Genomic DNA, 23,133 nt, shown 5'->3' with positions numbered 1-23,133 from the left:
GGGCCTGAATATGGGCATTCGCCAGTTCCGCTATTTTCGCCATGCACAGCTGGCTGCCAGCGCACATAGAACGCCGCGCAGCGACAGGCGGCTGGCCTATATTCTGGCCTGCATCGCAGGTGCGGTGAATGCGGGCGGCTTTTTGCTTCTGGGGCAATATACCTCGCATATGACTGGCTATATGTCGCAAATTGCCGACCAGATTGTGCTGCAAAACTTCACGTTGGCCTTTCAGGGCATGATGGCCGTTGCCCTGTTCCTGTCGGGTGCAATCTGCTCGGCCTTCATCATCAACTGGGCCAAAGCCTTCCACCCGCGCCAGCGCTTCAGCCTGCCCATCGGCCTGCAAGGCGCGTTGCTCCTCGCCTTCGCATTCAGCGGCCGGATCGGCCTGCCACTTTACGGCGCGCAAATGCTGGGCCTTGCGATTCTGAGCTTTGTCATGGGGCTGCAAAACGCGACCATCACCAAGATTTCCGGCGCGGTCATTCGCACAACACATGTTACCGGAATCGTCACCGATATCGGGATAGAGCTTGGCCGCGGCCTGTTCGGGCAGGCTTACCGGGTTCAACACGCCCGCGGCAATCGTGCAAAGCTGCGGCTTCTGGCGGGAATTGTCCTGATGTTTTTCTTCGGTGGTTTGGTTGGCGCGCTTGGCTATAGCTTTGTTGGCACCTGGTTTTCTGTGCCGATGGCAATGATTCTGCTGGCAATTTCCGCGCTTGCGGCGCTGCGCCCAAGGCGAGCCGCCAAAGCGAATGCAAAATAGCCCCAGAAAATTCTTTACAGCCCATCCATTTGCCTCCACCATATATCGTATGGAGCAGGGGCGTAGACCCCAGCACATGGTGACCCCCACAGCCCCTAGTGGCAAATCCACGAACGGGGCCAAGCACGGAGGCAGGCATGGGCAATCTCAATCGCCTGATGAGCAGCGAAGACCTTCACCCCATCGACATCGTCGAAACCATCGCCACCGACCATGACTGGGACTTTGACCGGATCGGCGATGACCAGATCGCTATGGCCATCGAAGGGCAGTGGCGCACCTATTCCCTGTCGCTGGCCTGGTCGGCCTATGACGAGACTTTGCGCATCATCTGCACATTCGATATGGACCCGCCGGAAGACCAGCTTGCGCGGCTCTATCACGCAATGGCGCTGGCCAATGACCAGAACTGGCAGGGCGCATTCACGCTCTGGCAAAGCCAGAAGCTGATGGTGTTCCGCTATGCGCTCAACCTTGCGGGGGGCGCCACTGCCAGCCCGGCGCAGATTGACGATATGGTCGGCACAGCCGTGCTGGCCTGCGAGCGGTTCTATCCGGCTTTCCAGCTTGTCTGCTGGGGGGGCGAGCCGCCCGAGCGCGCGATGGATATCGCGATAGACGAGGCTTACGGCACCGCCTGACCCTTTCGCTGCACGCGCCACGCTGTTAGCGTGCCTTCGAATTTTCAAATCGAAGGTGCGCTATGCTGGATGCAATCAACACACATGGAATGCTGCTTTTGGGCTGCGGAAAAATGGGCGGCGCAATGCTGGCCGGATGGCTGGAACGCGGCGTGAAGCCATCCGCCGTCTGGGTGAATGACCCGAACCCATCGGACCAGGTGCAGGGCTTGGTGGCCAAGGGGCTGAACCTGAATGCCGAATTCCCAAAAGCCCCCGCCATTTGCGTGATTGCCGTCAAACCGCAGATGATGGGCGATGCGCTGCCGGCCATTGCGGAACTTGCAAATCGCAACACAGTATTCGTGTCCATCGCCGCTGGCACCACACTCGCCGCGCTTGGCGCCGCCCTTGGCGCGCAGGCCCGCATCATCCGCGCCATGCCGAACACGCCCGCCGCCGTGGGGCGCGGCATTACCGCCATCATCGGCAATGCCAATGCCACAGCCGCCGATCTCAACCTCGCTGATGACGTGCTGAAAGCCGTGGGCCAGGTCGTGCGGCTGCAAACCGAGGCGCAGATCGACGCGGTCACCGCCCTGTCAGGCTCTGGCCCCGCCTATGTGTTCCACCTGATCGAGGCTATGGCGGCAGCGGGCCAGGCCCAGGGGTTGCCCGCTGACATGGCCCTGCATCTGGCGCGCGCCACCGTTGCCGGGGCAGGGGCTTTGGCAGAAGATGCGCCTGAAGATCCGGGCCAGCTTCGTGTGAATGTCACCAGCCCCAATGGCACCACCGCCGCCGCGCTTGCCGTGCTGATGGATGAGCAAACCGGCTTTCCCGCCCTGCTTCACCGCGCGATTGCCGCCGCTGCCAACCGTGCCCGCGAACTCGGGGCGGGCTAGAATGTTGCACTGCAACATAACCCTTGACAAATGCTGCACTGCACCATATGTAGGCCGCATACCGCAACAGGAGTGCAATAATGTTTGACCCGAAAGACTTCATGTTCTCCCCCGAGAAGCTTGCCGAATTCATGACCGGCGCCACCAAGGGTTTCGATGCGAAATCCTTCGCCTTCGACCCCAAAGCCTTTGGTTTTGGTGGCAATGACCTCATGGCCGCCCAGCAGAAAAATATGGATGCGTTGAACGCCGCCAATAAAGCTGCTGCCGCCGCCTATCAGGACCTGTTCACCAAACAGGTGAAAGTGTTCCAGGATTCAATGGCTGAGGCCCAGAAATCGCTGGCCGGTTTTGACGCCACCAAAATGGATGCCGAAACCGCCAAGGCTCGCAGCGAGTTGGTGAACAAGGCCTTTGAAAAAGCCATGACCAATATGACGGCACTGGCCGAGGGCGCGCGTTCGGCCAATACCGAAGCCTACGAGATCGTTGCAAAACGCGTGGGTGACTCGATGAAAGAACTGCAGGATCTGGCGAAAAAGTTTTCCGCCTGATCATGAACTGCGCCGCCCCGGGCCCGACCCGGGGCCTCTGCCTTTCAAACAGAAGGTCCCGGGTCAGGCCCGGGACAGCGCAGCGCAAATTCCGCATTCGCCGCTTGCCTTTTGGGGCAGGCGGCTTTTTAGTGCGCCACAGAAAGGCGGCGCTTTATGCTTGATTTTGAGACATTCGAGAAGGTCGACATCCGCGTCGGCACGGTCATGCGCGCCGAGCCTTTCCCCGAAGCCCGCAAGCCCGCCTACAAGCTTTGGGTCGATTTCGGCGCCGAGATCGGCATCCGCAAATCTTCCGCCCAAATCACCGTGCATTACACGCCAGAAACCCTGGTCGGGCGGCAGGTTCTGGGGGTTGTCAACTTCCCCCCTCGCCAAATCGGCCCGTTTATGTCTGAATGTCTGGTGCTTGGCGCGCCCGATGCGAACGGCGCCGTCGTGCTGCTTGCCCCCGATCAAAGCCTGCCCAATGGCGGGCGCATGTTCTAGAAGGATTACCATGTCTGCCCCGCGTATCATCGTTACCCGCAAACTGCCTGATGCTGTCGAAGCCCGGCTCAAACGTCATTTTACCGTGGCACTCAACCCGCATGACAAGCTGTTCACGCGCGAAAAGATGATTGCGGCCATGCAGAATGCCGATGGAATGCTCGTGGCCGTGGGTGACCCGCTCGATGCCGAGATCATGCAGGCCGCCGGCAAGCGCCGCGTGCAGATTCTGGCGAATTTCGGGGTTGGCACCAACCATATAGACCTTGAGGCGGCCGAGGAACACGGCATCCACATCACCAACACGCCCGATGTGCTGACCGATGCCACCGCCGATATTGCCCTCACCCTCATGCTCAACGTCACCCGCCGCACATGGATGCATGAAACCCGCCTGCGCCGTGGCGAATGGGGTGGGTTTTCGCTGATCGACGGGCTTGGCACCAGCCTGCAGGGCAAAACCCTTGGCATTATCGGCATGGGCCGCATCGGCACCGCCGTGGCCCTGCGCGCCTATTACGGCTTTGGCATGAAGGTCGTCTATTTCAACCGCAGCAAGATCGAGGTGCAGCGCATTCCCGGCGCGCAGCGCATGGATACAATCGAGGACCTGATCGAAACCTCCGACATCATCAGCCTGCATTGCCCGGGCGGCGAGGCCAATCGCGGCCTGTTTTCTGCCAACCGCATCGCGCTGATGAAGCCCACGGCTTACCTCATCAACACCGCGCGCGGCGATATTGTCGATGAACCGGCGCTGGTTTCCGCCCTTCTGGCGGGCAAAATTGCCGGCGCGGGGCTGGATGTGTTTGCCAAGGAACCGCGCGTGCCCAATGCGCTGCGCGAGTTGGAAAATGTCTGCCTGTTGCCGCATATCGGCAGCGCCACCGTTGAAACCCGCATCGCAATGGGCATGGCGGCCACGGCGAATCTGGTGGCGCATTTCGCGGGCAAGCCCCTGCCGAACAAGGTTTAGGGCGGTAAATCAGGCCAGGGCCGCCTTGTCTGCGGCATCGATCTCGGCCAGCAGCTTCACCTTCAACATGCTGGGCGTATCGCGCAATGCGCCCAGCAGGCTGGCATCGGGCGTGCTATCCGGGTCTTCGCGCGCCGCCCAGTCTATTATCGCAAAGATCACCGGCAGCATGGCGCGCCCGCGCGGGGTCAGAATATAGACCGCCCGCGCGCCCTTGCGCTTGGGCATGACCTTGGCAATCACGCCGGCCTCGACCATTTCGCCCAGCCGGGTTGTCAGAATATTGGTGGCAATCTTTTCGGGCGATTCCAGAAACGCGCCAAAGCTGCGCTTGCCGTCAAAAATCATGTCGCGCAAAATCAGCAACGACCATTTATTCCCGAAAATGCCTGAATAATAGCGCACCGGCTCGCCGTGCCAGTGGTCCTTGTCTGCCTTGCCCATGATCCTGGTTCGCCTTCGCTATGACTTGCAAAAAACAATTATAGCAAAAGCGGGCCCGAAAAGCAATTATCCCCGATCGCCCACCGCTTCGCGCCAATGGCGGCGGCACAGGCTGATATAGGTTTCGTTGCCGCCAATCTGCACCTGGTCGCCCGCAATGGCCACCGTGCCATCGGCGGATTGGCGCACCACCATTGTGGCCTTGCGCCCGCAATGGCAAATCGTGCGCACCTCGCGCAGATCATCGGCCAGGGCCAGCAATGTGGCCGAGCCGGGGAACAGGTTGCCCAGAAAATCCACACGCAGCCCATAGGCCATTACCGGCACGCCAAGGTCATCGGCCACGCGGGCCAGTTGCCAAACCTGCTCTGGCGTCAGGAACTGCGCCTCGTCGATCAGCACACAGGCAATCGGGCCTTGCGCCATGCGCGCCGCGATCATCGCCATCACATCGCTGTCGGCGGCAAAGGTATCGGCCGCCTGCCCGATGCCGATGCGGCTGGCGATCTTGCCTTCCCCGGCGCGCCGGTCCAGCCGCGCGGTCAGCAAATAGGTGTCCATCCCGCGTTCGGCATAGTTATGCGCAGCCTGCAGAAGAATGGTCGACTTGCCGGCATTCATTGTGGAATAGTTGAAATAGAGCTTTGCCATGCAGCCTTTTTGCCCAGCATCGGTTTTGGTTCAAGTTGAAACCGTATCAAGGATGCCCCGATCGTGCTAAAACCTTTCCTTCTGGCGCTGGCCCTGTTGCTGCCGGCCGGCACGCAGGCCGAACCGGCCCGCACTATTTCTGAACTTCTGAACGCCTCAGGGGTGGATGTGTCCTATGGCAGGCTGGGCGATGTCATGGCCAATGGCGCCGGCACCGTCGGGCTGAGCATTGATGCGACCAGCGCCTGGCGCCGCGCTGCGCTGGCCGCCTTTGACGGTGGCCTGGTCATCGACCAGCTTGTGCGCGCCCTGCAAGCGCGCCACACGATGGAGGATTTTTCCGCCGCTGCCAGCTTTTTTGACAGCGCGCTTGGCCGCCGTGTCACGCTGGCCGAAAATGCCGCGCAAAAGATAACCGATGATGCGATGGTAAAGGCCGAGGGCGGTGCGATTCTGGCGCGGCTGATGCAGGAGGATCCGGCGCGCCTTGCACTTTATCGGCGCATGGTCGAAGACAGCGGGCTGCTCGAAAGCGCGCTGGCCAGCACCATGTCGATGAATCTGGCGATGGTCACCGGAATGCAGGCCAGCGGGCTTTTACCCTACAGCATGTCGCAAGACGAGATGATCGCCATGCTGAACGACCAGCGCGGCGCTATCGCCACCGAGCTGGAGCGCTCCATCTACATCCAGGCCGCCTTTACCTATGCCGAAATTTCCGATGCGGATATGCAAGCCTATGCCGATTTTCTGACCGGCCCGGTCGGGCGCGATTTTTACGCCGCGCTCAACATTGCGATCAGCGAAGTGCTGAACGCCCGCGCCCGCGATTTCGGCGAGATTTTTGCCGAGCTGCTTCAGGAAAGCGCGCTTTAGCCTGCCCGGCTTATAGTTACAATGTAACCGCGGGCCGACGGCACCGGATTCGGCCATTTTTAGCCCTTGGCGGGCGCAAAATGCACGAAAATACGGTTACAATGTAACTTCAAGCCTAGGACGAGCGGTAGAAGACATTCCCGCCAAACGTGCCGACGCGCGGCAAGGTTCTGAACCAGCTTGTCGGCCGCATGGTGGCCGCATGAAAGAACAGCGCCCCCGAGGTAATGTCTTCGCGCTGCTCGGTCATCAGGGTCAGCGCGGTATCGACCGCGCGGCCATAGGCGGCGGGGTTGGCGAATACATCGTTGGGTATCTGGTCGCAGCGATAGGAAAACTGGCATTCATCATCGACAACCGCGCAAACCGATGACGGGAAGCGCGTATCGGAAACGCGGTTCAAAATCACCTCGCCCACGGCGCGGCGGCCCTCTTCACCGGTGCCGCGCGCCTCGAAATACAGCGCCTCGGCCATGCAGGCCACATCGGCCTGCGTAAACCCGTTGCGCGCCAGCGAAACTTCGGTTCCATAGGCGCGCGCACAACCCGAGACGGTAAGCCCCAGCACTAACAGAAGCGCGATGCCGCGCCGGTGGTTTTTGAAAAAAGACAAACGTCGCTCATATGCCGTTGAAGTTGGCGCAACTCCTACTCTGCGCATATCATTCGGGGAAGTGGGGAGCCTGCAACATAAGCGAAATCTTGCCCATTTTTAGGGGGGCAAGACTGTAAGCTATTGGAATAAAACGACTATCCCTGAAGCGTGCGCACGCTGACATCGCCTTCGGCGCGCGCGCGAATCGCGGCAACCGCCGAAATGCTGCCCGCCGCCGTGGTGAAATAGGGGATCTTGTCCATCAGCGCGACGGCACGAATTTCACGGCTGTCATTGATCGCCTGGCTGCCCTCGGTAGTGTTGAACACCAGCGCGATGTCGTTGTTTTTCAGCATATCGACAATGTTCGGGCGCCCTTCATAGACCTTGTTGACCAGCGTGCAGGGCGCGCCAGCCGTATTGAGGAAATTCGCCGTGCCGCGCGTGGCGACCAGCTCATAGCCCAGTGCAACAAGGCTGCGCGCCGCGTCGGCCAGCGCCTCGGTCTTGTCGGAATCCTTGATCGAGATGAACACACGGCCCTCGGTTGGCAGATCAACGCCCGCCCCCATTTGCGCCTTCAGGAAGGCCAGCGCGAAGGTGCGGTCCCAGCCCATCACCTCGCCGGTGGAGCGCATTTCGGGGCCAAGCAGCGTGTCGACACCGGGGAAGCGGGCAAAGGGCAGCACCGCCTCCTTGACCGAGAACCACGGCGTGATCGGGTCGGCCAGGGTGAGCTTGTCCATCAATGGCAAGGGCGTGTCGGGGCCAACGCCAGCAGGGTAGGGCGCGCGCTGCGGGAAATTTGCAAGCGGCTCGCCCGCCATAAGCCGCGCGGCGATCGAGGCAATCGCGCTATCGGTCGCCTTGGCGACAAAGGGCACGGTGCGGCTGGCGCGCGGGTTCACCTCCAGCACATAAATATCGTCGCCCTTGATGGCGAATTGCACATTCATCAGGCCCACGACATTCAGCGCCAGCGCCATTTGCACGGTCTGGCGCTTCAACTCGGCCACGGTTTCGGGCGAAAGCGAATGCGGCGGCAGGCAGCAGGCAGAATCGCCCGAATGCACGCCAGCCTCTTCAATATGTTCCATGATTCCAGCCACATGCACCGATTTGCCATCGGACAGCGCATCGACATCCACCTCGATCGCGCCGGTCAGATAGCTGTCGAGCAGCACGGGGCTGTCGCCCGAAACCGTAACAGCATTGGTGATGTAACGTTTGAGCTGCTCGGTATCGCGCACAATCTCCATCGCCCGCCCCCCCAGCACATATGACGGGCGGATGACCAGCGGATAGCCGACCTTGCCGGCAATTTCAAACGCCTGCGCATCGGTGCTGGCGATGCCGTTCACCGGCTGTTTCAACCCAAGGCTGGTCAGCAATTGCTGGAAGCGCTCGCGGTCTTCAGCCAAGTCAATCGCATCGGGCGTGGTGCCCAGAATCGGGATGCCCGCGTCCTGCAGCGCATCGGCCAGCTTCAACGGGGTCTGGCCGCCGAATTGCACGATAACGCCGTGCAGCGAGCCATTCTGCTGCTCGGTGCGCAGAATTTCCAGAACGCATTCCAGCGTGAGCGGCTCGAAATACAAACGGTCGGACGTGTCATAATCGGTCGAAACCGTTTCCGGGTTGCAGTTGACCATGATCGTCTCATAGCCTGCATCGGACAGCGCATAGCAGGCATGGCAGCAGCAATAGTCAAACTCGATGCCCTGCCCGATCCGGTTGGGGCCACCGCCGAGAATGACGACTTTCTTGCGGTCGGACGGGCGCGATTCGCATTCCACCTCGCCCATCGCCGGGGCTTCGTAGGTGGAATACATATAGGGGGTCTGCGCCTCGAACTCGGCGGCGCAAGTGTCGATGCGCTTGAAGCTCGCATGAACGCCCAGCCGGCCTCGCGTGGCGCGGATTGTGGCCTCGTCCAGCCCGGTCAGCCTGGCAAGGCGGGCATCGGAAAAGCCCAGCATCTTAAGGCCGCGCAGGGCTTCGGCGCTATCAGGCAGGCCATTGGCGCGGATCTCGGCCTCGGCATCCACTATCTCGCGGATACGGGCAAGGAACCAGGGGTCGAACCTGGTGACGGAATGAATCAGATCATCCGAACCGCCCATGCGCATGGCTTGCGCAATCACGCGAATCCGGTCGGGGGTGACTTTGGAAAGCGCGGCGATCAGCGCGCCTTCACCTTCACCCTCGATCTCGATCTCATCAAAACCGGTGAGGCCGGTTTCCATGCTGGCCAGTGCTTTTTGCAAGCTCTCGTGGATCGTGCGGCCAATGGCCATCGCCTCGCCGACCGATTTCATGGCGGTGGTCAGGTCATCCTTCGCACCGGGGAACTTTTCAAACGCAAAGCGCGGGATTTTGGTGACAACATAGTCGATGCTCGGCTCAAAGCTCGCGGGCGTGACCTTGGTGATGTCATTGTCAAGCTCATCAAGCGTGTAGCCCACGGCCAGCTTCGCGGCGACCTTCGCAATCGGAAAGCCCGTGGCTTTGGAGGCGAGTGCCGAGGAGCGGCTCACACGCGGGTTCATCTCGATGACCACCATGCGGCCATCGGCCGGGTTCACCGCCCATTGCACGTTGGAGCCGCCGGTTTCCACGCCAATCTCGCGCAGCACGTTGATGGAATGGCTGCGCATCAGCTGGTATTCCTTGTCGGTCAGCGTCAGGGCCGGGGCGACGGTGATGCTGTCGCCGGTATGCACACCCATCGGGTCCACATTCTCAATGGAGCAGATGATGATGGCATTGTCGGCCGTGTCGCGCACCACCTCCATCTCGTATTCCTTCCAGCCGAGCAGAGACTCGTCGACCAGAATTTGCGCCACGGGCGAGGCGGCAAGGCCGCTCGCACAGATCTTCTCGTAATCCTCACGGTTATAGGCCACGCCCCCGCCGGTGCCGCCCATTGTAAAGGCGGGGCGGATGATGGCGGGCAGGCCGACGAATTCAATCGCCGCCATCGCCTCGGCCAGACCGGCCTTACGGTCATATTTGCCATTCTCAAGCTTGGGGGCGGCGATGATCGTGGCGCGGGGGTTCTCAATCCCGATCCGGTCCATCGCTTCGCGAAACAGCTTGCGGTCTTCGGCCATTTCAATGGCTTCACGGCGTGCGCCGATCAGCTCGACCCCGAATTTTTCCAGCACGCCCATATCATCCAGCGCCAGCGCGGTGTTCAGCCCCGTCTGCCCGCCCATTGTGGGCAGCAGCGCATCGGGGCGCTCTTTTTCAATGATGCGGGCCACCATGTCGGGCGTGATCGGCTCAATATAGGTGGCATCGGCCATGTCCGGGTCGGTCATGATGGTGGCGGGGTTGGAGTTCACAAGGATGACACGGTAGCCTTCCTCGCGCAAAGCCTTGCAGGCTTGGGCGCCGGAATAGTCAAACTCGCAAGCCTGCCCAATCACGATAGGGCCCGCGCCGATGATCATAATGGAAGAAATATCGGTTCTTTTCGGCATGTCAGCCCCCAAATACACCTGCTACCACTTGCCCGCGCGCAAGCCTGCCTTTTGGGCAAGCGGATTCGCGGCACTGGTAAATTTCGGTGGTTATAGTCGCTGGACAGGCGCGCGCAACCCTGTTTGCATCCAATGGATTTGCGTCTTCATCTTTTGCTCTTAAATATCCCCGCCGGAGGCATCTGCCCCCGCCACCGCCCCCAACACTTGACATTATTGGCGCAACCGAGTGTATCAGGCATTTGTTTGCGGCGCCCCGCGCGCCGCCCATCGAGCCGAGGATCAGCCATGCACGCCTATCGTTCACATACCTGCGCCGCCTTGAATGCGGGCCATGTCGGGCAGGATGTCCGCCTTGCGGGCTGGGTGCATCGGGTGCGCGACCACGGCGGGGTGCTGTTCATCGATCTGCGCGATCATTACGGCATTACCCAGCTTATTGCCGATGGCGATTCCGCGGCCTTTGCAGCACTCGAAAAACTGCGCGCCGAAACGGTGATCAGCATCGATGGCAGCGTGAAGGCGCGCGATGCAGAACTGATCAACCCCAACATCCCCACCGGCGAGGTGGAGATCTATGTGCGCGCCGTCACCGTGCTGGGTGCCACCGACGATCTGCCGCTGCCGGTGTTCGGCGAGCCGGATTATCCCGAGGAAACCCGGCTGAAATACCGCTTTCTCGACCTGCGCCGCGAAACGCTGCATGGCAATATGATGCTGCGCTCCAACGTTGTCGCCTCCATCCGCAAGCGCATGTGGGCCAAAGGGTTCAACGAGTTTCAAACCCCTATCCTGACGGCAAGCTCGCCCGAAGGCGCACGCGACTTTCTGGTGCCAAGCCGCCTGCATCCCGGCAAGTTCTACGCACTGCCCCAGGCCCCGCAGCAGTTCAAACAGCTTATCATGGTGTCGGGCTTTGACAAATACTTCCAGATCGCGCCGTGTTTTCGCGATGAAGACCCGCGCGCCGACCGCTCGCCCACCGATTTCTACCAGCTCGACCTTGAGATGAGCTTTGTCGAGCAGCAGGACGTGTTTGACACGATCCAGCCGGTTATTCAGGGCGTGTTCGAAGAGTTTGGCGGCGGGCGCAAAGTGGCGACCGACTGGCCGCAAATCGCCTATCGCGATGCGCTGAAATGGTATGGCTCCGACAAGCCCGACCTGCGCAACCCGATCAAGATGCAGGATGTCTCCGAACATTTTGCAGGCTCGGGCTTTGCGATTTTCGCGAAGATTCTGGAACAGGACGGCACGGAAATCCGCGCCATTCCGGCACCCACAGGCGGCAGCCGCAAGTTCTGCGACCGCATGAACAGCTTCGCCCAGAAGGAAGGCTTGCCCGGCATGGGCTATATCTTCTGGCGTGATCAGGGCGAGGGGATGGAAGCCGCCGGCCCGCTGGCCAAGAACATCGGGCCGGAGCGGACCGAGGCGATCCGCCAGCAGTTGGGCCTGAATGTTGGCGATGCCGCCTTCTTCCTTGGCGGTAAACCCAAGGCGTTCGAGGCGGTTGCGGGGCGTGCGCGCAATGTGATCGGTTCCGAGCTTGGCTTGTCTGAGACCGACACTTTCCGCTTTGCCTGGATTGTCGACTTCCCGATTTACGAGAAGGACGAAGAAAGCGGCACGATCGACTTCGAGCATAACCCGTTTTCCATGCCGCAAGGCGGGCTGGAGGCGCTGCAGGGCGATCCGCTCGATGTGCTTGGCTACCAGTATGACCTTGCCTGCAATGGCTACGAGCTTGTGTCAGGTGCCATCCGCAACCACAAGCCCGAGATCATGTTCAAAGCCTTTGAAATTGCCGGTTATGGCCGCGACGAGGTTGAAAAACGCTTTGGCGGCATGGTCAACGCCTTTCGCTTTGGCGCACCGCCACATGGCGGTTGTGCTGCGGGGATTGACCGGATTGTCATGCTGCTGGCCGATGAGCAGAATATCCGTCAGGTCATCATGTTCCCGATGAACCAGCGCGCGGAAGACCTGATGATGGGCGCGCCATCCGAGCCGACCAACGAGCAGATGCGCGAATTGAACCTGCGCAGCATTCCGCGTGACTGAGGCGCAAGCCGCAGGCGGGCTGACAGGGGCTGAAAAGGCGGCGCTGGTCGTGCTTGGCGTGCTGAGCGTGCCAAGCGTGGCGTTTCTGGGCTATCTGCTGATTTTTGCAGGGCTGGTGCAGGCGCTGTTCCCGCTGGTCCTGCCCCTGCTTGCGGGCGTTTTGATGTGGCAATATCGCGCGCTGCTCGCCTTCGCGCCGCGCGCGCCAAGGGCGGCGACGCTTCGGTTTTTCCTGCTGGCGCTTGGTTTTGTTGCGGCATCGGGCGCGATCGAAACGCTGTTTGCAGCCTCTAGCCAGGGGGTTGGGCTGGGCGCGCTTAGGGGCGTTCTGGGCCTGTCGCTGATCTGGAGCCTGTTCACCTTTGGCGGCGCGGCGCTGGCGGGCGCATTGGTCTTTACCCGTATCCGGTTTTCTCGGCTGGAAATGCTGCTTGTGCTGGTGGTTTTCGCCATGATCGTTGACGGCCCGCTGCTGACAATTCTGCGCATGGATGAAAACTGGCTGAATGCCGCGATATTACTGCCGGTGAACATATGGCTTTCGTTGATCGTTTTCATACCTGCCGCCCTATCGGCTGAACCGCAACCGCGCCAAACCCTGCCCTTGCTGGCCCGCTATGTGCTGGTCATTTCGGCAATCATGCTTGCCAGCTTTGCCTTTGGCCTAGCGGCGGCGCAAATGGTCAAGCTTGTGCCCGGCCTGTTTTCCTAGGCTTTGCGCGTTGCAACGCGGCTGACAAGCCAGGCAAAGGCAAATGCGGCAAGCCCGGCGCCAAGCGCGCAAAACCGCCCCCGGCTTTTGGCAACAGCGCGAACCGGGTGATCGTTGCCGCAATGCCAGCCCAAGGACGCGGGTTGCGGCAAGTGGTATCTGGCGGTTGTCGGGCGGCAGCGCATAACGCTGCTTTGCCTATCTGCGGGCTGGACAGGGCGGGTTTGCGCCGTATCATCGCGCCATGACAGACCAACCCACACCCCCCGTTTTATACCGCGCCTCGGTGCCGGTGTTTTTGCATTATCTCGACCGGATGGCCGCAATTCTGGCGCGGATGGATGTAACACCCGAGGTGCTGGCGCATCGGCTGGCGCCCGATATGGCCCCGGCCTCGGCACAGTTTTCGACCGCGATCAATTTCAGCCTTCGGACCTGCCTGAAACTGGCGGGCAAGCGGGTTTCCGGCGTGCCGCAGGTGGATGCAAGCCGCGAGGTGCTGGCCGATTGGCTGGCGGCGGCGCGTGCAAAACTGGCGGCGCTGAAACCCGAGGATTTTGCCGAAAACCGCACCATCCAGCACCGCGCCGGGGTGGCATTTCTTGAACAATCGGGCCATGATTTTCTGCACCTGTTCGGGATGCCGAATTTCATGTTCCACTATGCAATGGCCTATGCGAATTTGCGCGCCGCAGGCGTGCCGCTTGGCAAGGCGGATTTTGACGGGCTGCACGGCTATCCCGAAGGGTTTGTGCTGTAATGGCGCTCAGCACAATCGCCTTTGACGCCGATGATACGCTCTGGCCGCATGAGGAATTTTTCAAAATTTCCGAGGCGCGCTTCATGGCGCTGCTGGCCGAGTTTGCCGACCCCGCCGATCTGACCGCGCGGCTGCTGGCGGCCGAGCGGCGTAACCTCAAACGCTATGGATACGGCGCCAAGGGCTTTACCCTGTCGATGATCGAAACCGCGATTGAAATTACCGATGAGCGGGTGCCGGTGCGGTCTTTGCGCGAAATCCTACATGCGGGGCAGGAGATTTTGGCGCATCCGGTCACACCCATGCCCGGCGTGGCGGAAACGCTGGCGGCGCTCAAGGGCGCGTTCCGGCTGATGATTGTGACCAAGGGCGATTTATTCGATCAGGAGCGCAAGGTCGCGGCCTCGGGTCTTGGCGATTACTTCGATGCGGTCGAGATTGTGAGCGAAAAGGATGCCGCGGCTTACAGGCGGCTGTTTGCACGCCACGGCACCGGGGCAGAGTGCGCGATGATGGTTGGCAATTCGCTGAAATCCGACATTATTCCGGCGCTGGAGGCCGGCGCGTGGGGGGTGCATATTCCAAGCGCGCATCAATGGGTGCTGGACCATGCCGAACCGCCCGTGGGGGCTGCGCGTTTTCATGTGATTGAAGCCATGCCCGAGCTGCATGATGTGTTGAAGGTGATCTGATGCCATTTACCCCGCCACCGCGCCCGGCGCGCGCCCCGCTTCAGGGCCGCTATTGCAGGTTGGAACCGCTGGGTGCCGCCCATGCGCCCGCGCTGTTTGCAGCCTTTGCCGCCGATGATGGCCATATGTGGGATTATATGCCCAACGGGCCGTTTGACACGCTTTCGGCTTATTCCGCGTGGCTAAAGGGTGCGATTGCCGTGGATGACCCGCTGCAATTCGCCGTGGTGGTTGATGGTGTGCCGCTTGGCACGCTCAGCCTGCTGCGGATTGATCCGGCGGCGGGCAGTATCGAGGTTGGCTACATTTCGTTTTCGCCCGCATTGCAGCGCAGCCGCGCGGCAACCGAGGCGATATACCTGACGCTGAAATGGAGCTTTGAGGCGGGTTATCGGCGGTTTGAATGGAAGTGCAACGCGCTGAACCTGGCCAGCCGCCGTGCCGCCCTGCGCTATGGGCTGAGTTATGAGGGTGTGTTCCGGCAAGCCACGGTCGTGAAGGGGCGCAACCGCGACACGGCGTGGTTTGCCGCGATCGATGGTGAATGGCCCGCGCTGCGCGCCGCCTTTGAGGCTTGGCTGGATGCGGGGAATTTTGACAATGAGGGCCGCCAGAGGCGGGCGCTGAGCGACCTGACGGCAGGTATTGTTGGGCCAAGCATGGCCGGTGAGGCCGCCAGCCGCCCGGAGCCCGGACGGCTGGGGGATGTGGTCTAGAGCTTGAGAACGCGCAGATAGGGGCGGATCTCGTCCCAGCCTTGCGGGAACAGGCCCTTGGCTTTTTCATTATCCACCGAGGGCGGAATGATGACATCGCCGCCGGGCTGCCAATCGGCGGGGGTGGCTACAGACTTGGCATCGGCCAGTTGCAGCGCGTCGATCACCCGCAGAATCTCGGTGAAATTGCGGCCCACATTCATCGGGTAGGTCATGGTGAGGCGGATTTTCTTGTTCGGGTCGATGATGAAGACCGACCGCACAGGTGCTGTGACGCTTTCGGAAGGATGGATCATGCCGTAAAGCTGCGCGACCTTGTGGTCGGGGTCGGCCACGATGGGGAATTGCAGGTCGGCGGATTGCGTATCGTTGATATCGGCGATCCATTTCAGATGGGCGGCAGCCGTGTCGGTGGACAGGCCGAGCGGCTTGCAGTTGCGGGCCGCGAACTCGGCCGACAGGTTTGCCGTGCGGCCCATTTCGGTGGTGCAAACCGGCGTGAAGTCGGCGGGATGGCTGAAGAAATAGGCCCAGCCATTGCCGATCCAGTCATGAAAGCTGATCGGGCCGGTGCTGGTTTCGGTGGTGAAATCGGGCGCGGTATCGCCGATGCGTAGACCAATTTGTGTCATGATATGCTCCTTTGGTTGAACTGGATTAAAGCGGTCATTGCGCGGGTTTCAAGAGTGGGTGGTGAGATGCCGCAGGCGGGTGGTGTTGAAAGGGTCGATGCCTCCGGCGGGGATATTTATGAGCAAAAGATGATCAGAGAACACCAAGGGCGGCGAGCTTCTGTTCAAGATCTTCGGGCAGGTCTTGCTGGCCGGCGCGGTAGGGGCCAAGGTCGGGCGGGGCATCGTCTTCGGCCAGATAGCGCCAGCCCTGGAAGGCGCGGCGCGGTGTGGGGCTGGTGCGGTGGATCTCGGGGCTGAGGACGAGGGCGCAACGGCGGATACCGTCATTGCCGATGACCTCGTCCAGTCGCAAAAGGCGCTGGCGGGCCTGCATCACGCCCTTGATCACCCAGTAGATCGAGCCACCATCGAGCAGTTCGGCTGCGCGCTTCGGCCACATGCGGGTGACATGCTGGCTGGGCTGGCCGGTGGCGCGGCGGCGCGATTCCTGCCAGGCGGCAAGGTCGGCAATGTCATTCGTGCCGACAGAGAGCTTCATGAGGTGCAGTTTTGCCATATTGCGTTGCGGACCCTTTCCAGAAGGATAATTAGGGTCAAAGCCGGGCAGAGTCCATGTTCACAGGATGTTCTATTTTGCTTGATTGGCGCGGGTGGAGCGCGTAGTGTGATTGCCCTGCCAAAACCCCGCAAAACCGCCGGATACTGCCCATGAACAAGCCAGAATTCACCGCTTTTTCAACGACTGCCGAAGCCTGGCAAGCGGTCTCGCTTGATGTGTTGCGTGAGAAATATGCCAAGGGGGCCGAGCAGGCGCTGGACGGCGAAGCAATGGTCGATGCGATTCGCAGCCGCGTGGCGCGGGCCCTGGCGGCGGTTGAAGCTGACCCCGCGCAGTGGGAGCCGGTGTTCCGGGCGGCGCTGGATGCGGGGTTCATTCCCGGCGGGCGGATCAATTCGGCGGCGGGCACCGATATTGCCAATGTCACGCTGATCAACTGTTTCGTGCAGCCGGTGGGCGACAGTATTTCCGACACGGTCGATGGCAAGGTCGGCATTTACCATGCCTTGCGCATGGCGGCGGAAACCATGCGCCGTGGCGGCGGGGTCGGCTATGATTTCAGCGCGATCCGCCCCAAGGGCGCGCGGGTGAAGGGCACGAATTCGGCGGCCTCCGGCCCGGTCAGCTATATGCATGTGTTCGACCAGTCTTGCGCCACGGTGGAAAGTGCGGGCGCGCGGCGCGGGGCGCAAATGGGGGTGCTGCGTTGCGACCACCCCGATATTGCCGAGTTCATCCGCGCCAAGGCCGAAGCCGGGCGGCTGAACAATTTCAACATTTCGGTCGGCATTACCGATGCGTTCATGGCCGCGGTCGATGCCGATACCGGTTTTGAGCTTGTGCATAAGGTTGAACCTGCGGCGGGCGGCAGCCAGCGGGGAGATGGCAAATGGGTTTACGCCACGGTGCGCGCGCGTGATCTGTGGGACCAGATCATGCAAAACACCTATCGGGCGGCCGAGCCCGGCGTGCTGTTTTTAGACCGGATCAATGCCGAGAATAACCTGCATTATTGCGAGGTGATCGAGGCGACGAACCCCTGTGGTGAAATCCCCATCCCCGACCACGGCTGCTGCTGTCTTGGGTCGATCAACCTGCTGCGCTTTGTGCATGATGCGTTTGAACCCACCGCGCGGTTTGATTTTGATGCTTTTGCCAAGCTCGTGCCGGTGGCCGTGCGGATGCTTGACAATGTGCTGAGCGCAACCGTCTGGCCCCTGCCAGAGCAGGCCGCAGAAGCCGCCGCCAAGCGCCGCGTCGGGCTTGGCTTTACCGGGCTGGGCGATGCGCTGATCATGCTGGGCCTGCGATATGACAGCGCAGAGGCGCGTGCAATGGCCGAGCAGATCGCGCGGGTCATGCGCGATGCGGCCTATCGGGCCAGCATTGTTCTGGCGGGCGAGAAGGGGGCTTTTCCGAAATTCGAGGCGTCAAGGTTTCTGGCCTCGGGCATGGCCAGCCGCCTGCCGGATGATATTCGTGCGGCTATCGGCAAGGGCGGAATGCGCAACAGCCATTTGCTGTCTATCGCGCCAACGGGGACGATTTCGCTGGCCTTCGCCGATAATGCCTCCAACGGGATCGAACCGCCGTTTTCGTGGCATTATACGCGCAAAAAGCGCCAGCCCGACAATTCCATGCGCGAATATCGCGTGGAAGACCCGGCCTGGCGGGCCTGGCGCGCCGCGCATGGCGATGCCGCCCTGCCGGTAAGCTTTGTGAACGCGCTGGAAATTTCGGCGCTCGACCATATGGCCATGCAGGCCGCCGTGCAGCCCTATATTTGCGCGGCGATCTCCAAAACCGTGAACGTGCCCGCCGATTACCCGTTCGCGGAATTCGAGGCGCTGTATCTGCGCGCCTGGAAGGCGGGGTTGAAGGGCATTACCACCTACCGCCCGAATGATGTGCTGGGTTCGGTCCTGTCAACCGAAGCCGCGCCCGTGGTTGGCCATGCCGCCCCCGGCAGCGAGCCGATGGCCCGCCCCGAGGAGCTTGACGGGCGGACCTATAAGATCAAATGGCCCGATAGCGAACATGCGATCTATATCACCATAAACGATGTCTATCTTGAGGGCGTGCGCCGCCCGTTCGAGGTGTTCATCAACTCCAAGAACATGGAGCATTTCGCCTGGACCGTGGCGCTGACGCGGATGATCTCGGCGGTCTTCCGGCGCGGCGGCGATGTCAGCTTTGTGGTGGAAGAGCTGAAAGCCGTGTTCGACCCGCGTGGCGGTGCCTGGATGGAGGGGCGCTATGTGCCGAGCATTCTGGCGGCCATCGGCGGGGTGATCGAAGGGCATATGGTGGATATCGGCTTTCTGGCCGCCAGCGGCGCGGGGCTGAAACGCGACCCCCATGCGCCAAAGGTTGAAGCCGCCGAACGCCCCCGCGGCCCGGCCTGCCCCAATTGCGGCCAATATGCGCTGGTGATGCAGGAAGGCTGCATGATCTGCACGGAGTGCGGGCATTCGAAATGTGGGTGAGGGCGGTGCGCGCTTCCTGGCCGATCACTTTGCCACACAATTGACCTTCCCCGCGCCGAGGCGCAAGCTGGTGCTTCGGCCCGGGGCGGGCGGTGGATGTCATCGTCGCCGGGTTTTGTGCAAAGGGTGCCACCATGTCCAAGGGACAATCACGCAGCAACAAGGAAGCCAAGAAACCGAAAAAGGACGTGGCCAAAACGCCTTATGTGTCCAATTCCGGCGCAAACAAACCGATTGTGACGCAGGAAAAACCCAAAGGGAAAAAGTAGGACCGGCAGCTAAGCAGCGCTACGCAACACCCCCGTGCAGGCCGGCACCACCGCATCAAACACCTGCCCTATCCCGTGGGGCGGGTTGAGCAGGAGCAGGCCGGAGCCCATCATGCCGCGGCCGTCTTTCTGGTCAAACGCCACCTCGTGGCGCAGCGGGCGGAGCATTTGTGTGCCTTTGATCAGCGGCTGGTGGCGGTTGTCGGGCAAAAGCGGATACCAGATCAGCACCAGCGCCTCGGGCCATTTGGCCACCAGCGCGCGGGCGAAGGCCGCCGTGCTTTCATATTCGGTTTTCACCTCGTAGGAGGGATCGACCAGCACCAGCCCGCGCCGCGGTTTCGGGGGGGAAAGCGCCAGCACGCCTTCGGGGCCGGAGCGGTGGTGGATATGGGTGTTCGCACCCATGAGGTTGCGCCGCAGCGCGGCGTGTTCGGCGGGATGAAGCTCCATCAAATGCAACTGGTCGGCGTCGCGCAGCAGGGTCTGGGCGATGAGCGGCGAGCCGGGATAGGTGTTTTCGCCATGCTGCGCGCGCGTGGTGGCCAGCGCCTGCGCATAGGGGCCATCGGGCAGGGTGACGCGGGCAATGCCAAGCGCCGCCTCGCCGGTTTTTTGCGCCTCGGGTGCGGACAGGTCATAGAGCCCGCGCCCGGCATGGGTTTCCATATAGGAAATCGGGCGGGGTTTACGCGTAAGCTGCGACAATAGCCCGGCCAGCACGAAATGCTTGTGCAGATCGGCGGGGTTTCCGGCATGAAAGGCGTGTTGATAGGACAGCATGGCGCCCTGCTAGCGAAGTGCGGCGAGAATGTCACGCAGCATGAGCGCCCCAAAGGCGGCATTCATATGGTTGCGCTCATCTTCGGGATGGGGCGCTGCATCGGGGCGGAACCTTAGCGAATTCTGAGCGAAATGCGCCCGGGTGAAGCCCGCCTCGTCCAGCGTTTCGGGGGGCTGGGGCACGAATGTGGCGCCAAAGCCCGCGCAAAGACGGGTGGCGGCGGTGTTCAGCACCTCTATCGAGAATGGCGCGCTGCGCGGGGTTTCGGGTGGCGCCTGCACCGGCGTCGGGGCCACGATGACCTGCGCGTTCCAGGCATCGCTGCTGCACACCTGAAAGGCAAATTGCATGGCCAGCGAGTCCGACAGCCTTTCGTTGATCAACTCGCCCCGAAAAGCCGACGAGCAGTTTGCAAGGCTGTGGTCGGCGCCCTTGCCGGGGAAAATCCAGCGCCCAAAGCCAAGCTGGATGCCATAAAACACCAGCGCATCAAAATCGCCCGGGGCGATCTGGGTGAAGGCGCCGCCCGTGGCATAGCGGATGGAATCCGGGTCGGGCGTGGATATGACATTGTCGATGAACGTGTATTTTGCAGAATTTCCGGCGGCAGATGCAAAGAATGCAATCCGGTGCCCCCGGGCGATGGTGCGATCGGCATCGATTGCGCGCTTTATTGCGCCTGCATGGCTGTTGCTGACAAAACAGATTCGCATAAATCCCCTGATTGCCCCGCGCCTGACACCCGCGCCCGACAAAGATGCAACTATGCCGGAATTGCCGCCCGATTCAAGGCGCGTGCCGTGCCGCGCGGTTTGGCGGTGGCGGGCTGTTGACTCTGCCGCGCAGATGCCTATAACCCGCGCATCCGGCCAATGGGGGCCGGTATTGGTGTTTGTGGTTCCCGCAAGGGAGTGCCTGTCGCCCTTCGGGGAAAGGAAAGCACCTTTCAGACAATGAAAGGATCCAGCCGTGACCAAACGCACGTCTGCCAAGTATAAAATTGACCGCCGCATGGGCGAAAACATTTGGGGCCGCCCCAAATCGCCCGTCAACCGCCGCGAATATGGCCCCGGCCAGCACGGCCAGCGCCGCAAGAACAAACTTTCTGACTTTGGCACCCAGCTGCGCGCCAAGCAGAAGCTGAAGGGTTACTATGGTGACCTGACCGAAAAACAGTTCCGCCGCATCTATGGGGAAGCCGAGCGTATCAAGGGTGATACCGGCGAAAACCTGATCGGCCTGCTGGAACGCCGCCTCGATGCGGTTGTCTACCGCTCCAAACTTGTGCCGACCGTGTTTGCGGCCCGCCAGTTTGTGAACCACGGCCATGTGACCGTGAATGGCAAGAAAGTAAACATCCCGTCCTATCGTGTGAACGAGGGCGACGTGATCGAAGTGCGCGAGCGCTCCAAGCAGATGGCACTGGTGCTGGAAGCCGTGGCCTCGGCCGAGCGTGACACGCCGGAATATCTGAACTGCGACCACAGCAAACTGGTTGTAACCTTCGTGCGCACCCCGACGCTTTCGGATGTGCCCTATCCGGTGGTTATGGAACCGAACCTCGTGGTCGAATTTTACGCGAAAAACTAAGCCGGCACCGCCGGAGCTACGCAAAAGGGCCGCAGAAATGTGGCCCTTTTTCGTTGTGGGTGCGGCGTGGGTGCGGCGTGGTTGCGGCCGTGTTCGGCGGCCGCGCGGCGCGGTCGCGCGCCTTGCACCCTTCCAAAGAATTTATGTGGATACATTTATAAAACGCAAGGTTTTGTCTTGTTCATGTAATCACACAAAATAGTGCTGAATAATCTGCTGGCAGAGCCGCAAGAAACGCGGTATCGGCTTGCCATGCAGTTTGCTGGACGCACCAGAATGTCGGTGGAGGACGGTGCGGGCCAGGCCTTCTGGCGCCGCCCTGTTGCGCTGCTCATTCTGATGGCCGCGGCACAACCGCTGGCATTTGCCACATGGAATGCGCTGCTGAACAATTTTGTCATCGAGCGTGCGCAGTTTACAGGCGTCGAAATCGGCTGGCTGCAAACCGTGCGTGAAATTCCGGGCTTTCTGGCGGTCGGGGTTGTCGCGCTTCTGGTGCTGATGCGCGAGCAGGTGTTGGGGCTGGTCATGCTGGCCACATTGGGTGTTGCCGTGGCGCTGACCGCGCAGTTTCCCAGTTTTGGCGGCTTGCTGGCGACCACGCTTATCGGCTCGATCGGGTTTCACTATTTTGAAACCATCAACCAGTCGCTGCAATTGCAGTGGATCGACAAGGCGCGCGCACCGCAGCTGATAAGCTGGATGGTTGCGGTCGGCTCGGGTGCGGCGCTGTTTGCCTATGGCGCGCTGGTGGTCGGCTGGAGCCTGTTTGGCCTGTCATATAACTTCGTTTACATGCTGGCGGGCGGTGCAACGGTCGCGCTGGCAATTTTTGCCTTCATCGCCTTTCCGCAATATCAGGGAAAAACCATACAAAACACCCGCATCGTGCTGCGCCGCCGCTACTGGCTTTACTATCTGATGCAGTTCATGGCGGGCGCGCGGCGGCAGATATTCGTGGTTTTTGCCGGTTTCATGATGGTGGAACGCTTCGGCTTTCGCGTGCATGAAATTGCCGCCCTGTTTCTGATCAACTACCTTGTCAACATGCTGGTGGCGCCGCTTATGGGCCGCGCCGTGGCCCATTGGGGCGAGCGGCGCGCCCTGATGTTCGAATATAGCGGGCTGACCTTCGTGTTTCTGGCCTATGCCGGCATCTACTACTTCAACTGGGGCCTGTGGCTGGCGGCCGCGCTCTATGTGCTGGACCATCTGTTCTTTGCCCTCGCCTTCGCGCAGAAGACCTATTTCCAAAAAATCGCCGACCCCGCCGATATACGCCCGACAGCCGCGGCGGCCTTTACGATCAATCATATCGCGGCCGTGTTTCTGCCAGCCGTGCTGGGCTATCTGTGGCTGGCCACACCGGGCGGCGTGTTTGGCCTGGCTGCGATGATGGCGGCCTGCTCACTGGGGCTGGCGATGCTCATCCCGCGCCATCCCGAACCCGGGCGCGAAACCATATTCGCACGCCGCGCCGCCTGATCTGGCCAGCCTTG

At 61.2% G+C, this 23,133-nt stretch carries 24 protein-coding genes; 16 read left to right on the top strand and 8 right to left on the bottom strand.

What is annotated here, in order from left to right:
- Window positions 1-10 precede the first annotated feature (10 nt).
- The 6 genes from LGT41_RS01460 (at window position 11) to LGT41_RS01435 (ending at window position 4,316) form a co-directional block, all read left to right on the top strand.
- A complete protein-coding gene (locus LGT41_RS01460; RefSeq protein WP_274128226.1) occupies window positions 11-772 on the top strand; it encodes a YoaK family protein in 762 nt (253 codons plus the stop codon).
- A 137-nt stretch (window positions 773-909) separates the two neighbouring features.
- Window positions 910-1,413, top strand: coding sequence for a type III secretion system chaperone family protein (locus LGT41_RS01455; RefSeq protein ID WP_274128225.1), 504 nt, complete (start codon window positions 910-912; stop codon window positions 1,411-1,413).
- 62 nt (window positions 1,414-1,475) lie between these two features.
- Window positions 1,476-2,297, top strand: a complete 822-nt coding sequence (proC, locus tag LGT41_RS01450; protein WP_274128224.1) for a pyrroline-5-carboxylate reductase — start codon at window positions 1,476-1,478, stop codon at window positions 2,295-2,297.
- Window positions 2,298-2,377: 80 nt separating this feature from the next.
- Complete coding sequence (phaP, locus tag LGT41_RS01445) at window positions 2,378-2,851, top strand: TIGR01841 family phasin (protein ID WP_274128223.1); 474 nt, start codon at window positions 2,378-2,380, stop codon at window positions 2,849-2,851.
- A 156-nt stretch (window positions 2,852-3,007) separates the two neighbouring features.
- Window positions 3,008-3,340, top strand: a complete 333-nt coding sequence (locus tag LGT41_RS01440) for a tRNA-binding protein (protein ID WP_274128222.1) — start codon at window positions 3,008-3,010, stop codon at window positions 3,338-3,340.
- Between the two features lie 10 nt (window positions 3,341-3,350).
- Complete coding sequence (locus tag LGT41_RS01435) at window positions 3,351-4,316, top strand: 2-hydroxyacid dehydrogenase (RefSeq protein ID WP_274128221.1); 966 nt, start codon at window positions 3,351-3,353, stop codon at window positions 4,314-4,316.
- A 9-nt stretch (window positions 4,317-4,325) separates the two neighbouring features.
- Here LGT41_RS01435 and LGT41_RS01430 read toward each other — a convergent pair whose 3' ends face one another.
- Together LGT41_RS01430 and LGT41_RS01425 are read right to left on the bottom strand one after the other, a co-directional pair.
- Window positions 4,326-4,760 (bottom strand): winged helix-turn-helix transcriptional regulator, encoded by a 435-nt coding sequence (locus tag LGT41_RS01430; RefSeq protein ID WP_274128220.1) that lies wholly within the window; start codon window positions 4,758-4,760, stop codon window positions 4,326-4,328.
- Window positions 4,761-4,826: 66 nt separating this feature from the next.
- Window positions 4,827-5,411: a thymidine kinase gene (locus LGT41_RS01425; RefSeq protein WP_274128219.1), complete on the bottom strand. Its 585-nt coding sequence runs from the start codon at window positions 5,409-5,411 to the stop codon at window positions 4,827-4,829.
- Window positions 5,412-5,474: 63 nt separating this feature from the next.
- On the opposite strand from LGT41_RS01425, the gene LGT41_RS01420 reads away from it, so the two are divergent.
- Window positions 5,475-6,287, top strand: a complete 813-nt coding sequence (locus LGT41_RS01420; protein WP_274128218.1) for a hypothetical protein — start codon at window positions 5,475-5,477, stop codon at window positions 6,285-6,287.
- Window positions 6,288-6,402: 115 nt separating this feature from the next.
- On the opposite strand, the gene LGT41_RS01415 is transcribed toward LGT41_RS01420, so the two are convergent.
- Window positions 6,403-6,900: a cell wall hydrolase gene (locus tag LGT41_RS01415; RefSeq protein ID WP_274128217.1), complete on the bottom strand. Its 498-nt coding sequence runs from the start codon at window positions 6,898-6,900 to the stop codon at window positions 6,403-6,405.
- 137 nt (window positions 6,901-7,037) lie between these two features.
- The gene (gene carB / locus LGT41_RS01410; protein WP_274128216.1) at window positions 7,038-10,367 is read right to left on the bottom strand and encodes a carbamoyl-phosphate synthase large subunit; all 3,330 of its coding nucleotides are present in this window, start codon (window positions 10,365-10,367) and stop codon (window positions 7,038-7,040) included.
- A 288-nt stretch (window positions 10,368-10,655) separates the two neighbouring features.
- Here carB and aspS point away from each other — a divergent pair, with 288 nt between their 5' ends.
- The 5 genes from aspS (at window position 10,656) to LGT41_RS01385 (ending at window position 15,311) form a co-directional block, all read left to right on the top strand.
- Window positions 10,656-12,431 carry an aspartate--tRNA ligase gene (gene aspS, locus LGT41_RS01405; RefSeq protein ID WP_274128215.1) on the top strand — a complete coding sequence of 592 codons (1,776 nt, stop codon included), beginning with the start codon at window positions 10,656-10,658 and terminating at the stop codon, window positions 12,429-12,431.
- Window positions 12,424-13,143 (top strand): hypothetical protein, encoded by a 720-nt coding sequence (locus LGT41_RS01400; RefSeq protein WP_274128214.1) that lies wholly within the window; start codon window positions 12,424-12,426, stop codon window positions 13,141-13,143. The genes aspS and LGT41_RS01400 overlap by 8 nt, the downstream gene beginning before the upstream one ends.
- A gap of 244 nt (window positions 13,144-13,387) precedes the next feature.
- Entirely contained in the window at window positions 13,388-13,903 is a 516-nt protein-coding gene (locus tag LGT41_RS01395) for a DUF1993 family protein (RefSeq protein WP_274128213.1), read from the top strand.
- Window positions 13,903-14,595 (top strand): HAD family hydrolase, encoded by a 693-nt coding sequence (locus LGT41_RS01390; protein WP_274128212.1) that lies wholly within the window; start codon window positions 13,903-13,905, stop codon window positions 14,593-14,595. Before LGT41_RS01395 ends, LGT41_RS01390 begins: the two co-directional genes overlap by 1 nt.
- Window positions 14,595-15,311, top strand: coding sequence for a GNAT family N-acetyltransferase (locus LGT41_RS01385; protein WP_274128211.1), 717 nt, complete (start codon window positions 14,595-14,597; stop codon window positions 15,309-15,311). The genes LGT41_RS01390 and LGT41_RS01385 overlap by 1 nt, the downstream gene beginning before the upstream one ends.
- Here LGT41_RS01385 and LGT41_RS01380 read toward each other — a convergent pair.
- Window positions 15,308-15,934 carry a peroxiredoxin gene (locus tag LGT41_RS01380; protein ID WP_274129620.1) on the bottom strand — a complete coding sequence of 209 codons (627 nt, stop codon included), beginning with the start codon at window positions 15,932-15,934 and terminating at the stop codon, window positions 15,308-15,310. The genes LGT41_RS01385 and LGT41_RS01380 overlap by 4 nt on opposite strands.
- A 142-nt stretch (window positions 15,935-16,076) precedes the next feature.
- Window positions 16,077-16,502 carry a DUF1489 family protein gene (locus tag LGT41_RS01375; RefSeq protein WP_274128210.1) on the bottom strand — a complete coding sequence of 142 codons (426 nt, stop codon included), beginning with the start codon at window positions 16,500-16,502 and terminating at the stop codon, window positions 16,077-16,079.
- Window positions 16,503-16,654: 152 nt separating this feature from the next.
- Here LGT41_RS01375 and LGT41_RS01370 point away from each other — a divergent pair, with 152 nt between their 5' ends.
- Both LGT41_RS01370 and LGT41_RS01365 read left to right on the top strand, forming a co-directional pair.
- Window positions 16,655-18,991 (top strand): adenosylcobalamin-dependent ribonucleoside-diphosphate reductase, encoded by a 2,337-nt coding sequence (locus LGT41_RS01370; RefSeq protein WP_274128209.1) that lies wholly within the window; start codon window positions 16,655-16,657, stop codon window positions 18,989-18,991.
- A 92-nt stretch (window positions 18,992-19,083) separates the two neighbouring features.
- Window positions 19,084-19,260, top strand: coding sequence for a hypothetical protein (locus tag LGT41_RS01365; RefSeq protein WP_274128208.1), 177 nt, complete (start codon window positions 19,084-19,086; stop codon window positions 19,258-19,260).
- Window positions 19,261-19,269: 9 nt separating this feature from the next.
- On the opposite strand, the gene rlmJ is transcribed toward LGT41_RS01365, so the two are convergent.
- A complete protein-coding gene (rlmJ, locus tag LGT41_RS01360) occupies window positions 19,270-20,043 on the bottom strand; it encodes a 23S rRNA (adenine(2030)-N(6))-methyltransferase RlmJ (RefSeq protein WP_274128207.1) in 774 nt (257 codons plus the stop codon).
- 9 nt (window positions 20,044-20,052) lie between these two features.
- On the bottom strand, window positions 20,053-20,757 hold the full coding sequence (locus LGT41_RS01355; RefSeq protein WP_274128206.1) for a hypothetical protein: 705 nt from the start codon (window positions 20,755-20,757) through the stop codon (window positions 20,053-20,055).
- 256 nt (window positions 20,758-21,013) lie between these two features.
- On the opposite strand from LGT41_RS01355, the gene rpsD reads away from it, so the two are divergent.
- The gene (rpsD, locus tag LGT41_RS01350) at window positions 21,014-21,634 is read left to right on the top strand and encodes a 30S ribosomal protein S4 (protein ID WP_274128205.1); all 621 of its coding nucleotides are present in this window, start codon (window positions 21,014-21,016) and stop codon (window positions 21,632-21,634) included.
- 276 nt (window positions 21,635-21,910) lie between these two features.
- Window positions 21,911-23,119, top strand: a complete 1,209-nt coding sequence (locus LGT41_RS01345; RefSeq protein WP_274128204.1) for an MFS transporter — start codon at window positions 21,911-21,913, stop codon at window positions 23,117-23,119.
- The last annotated feature ends 14 nt before the right edge of the window (window positions 23,120-23,133 follow it).

It is taken from the genome of Abyssibius alkaniclasticus, assembly GCF_020447305.1.
Lineage (GTDB): Bacteria > Pseudomonadota > Alphaproteobacteria > Rhodobacterales > Rhodobacteraceae > Abyssibius > Abyssibius alkaniclasticus.
Note: the sequence above shows the minus strand (reverse complement) of the source record. Positions and strands in the feature narration are given on the sequence as shown.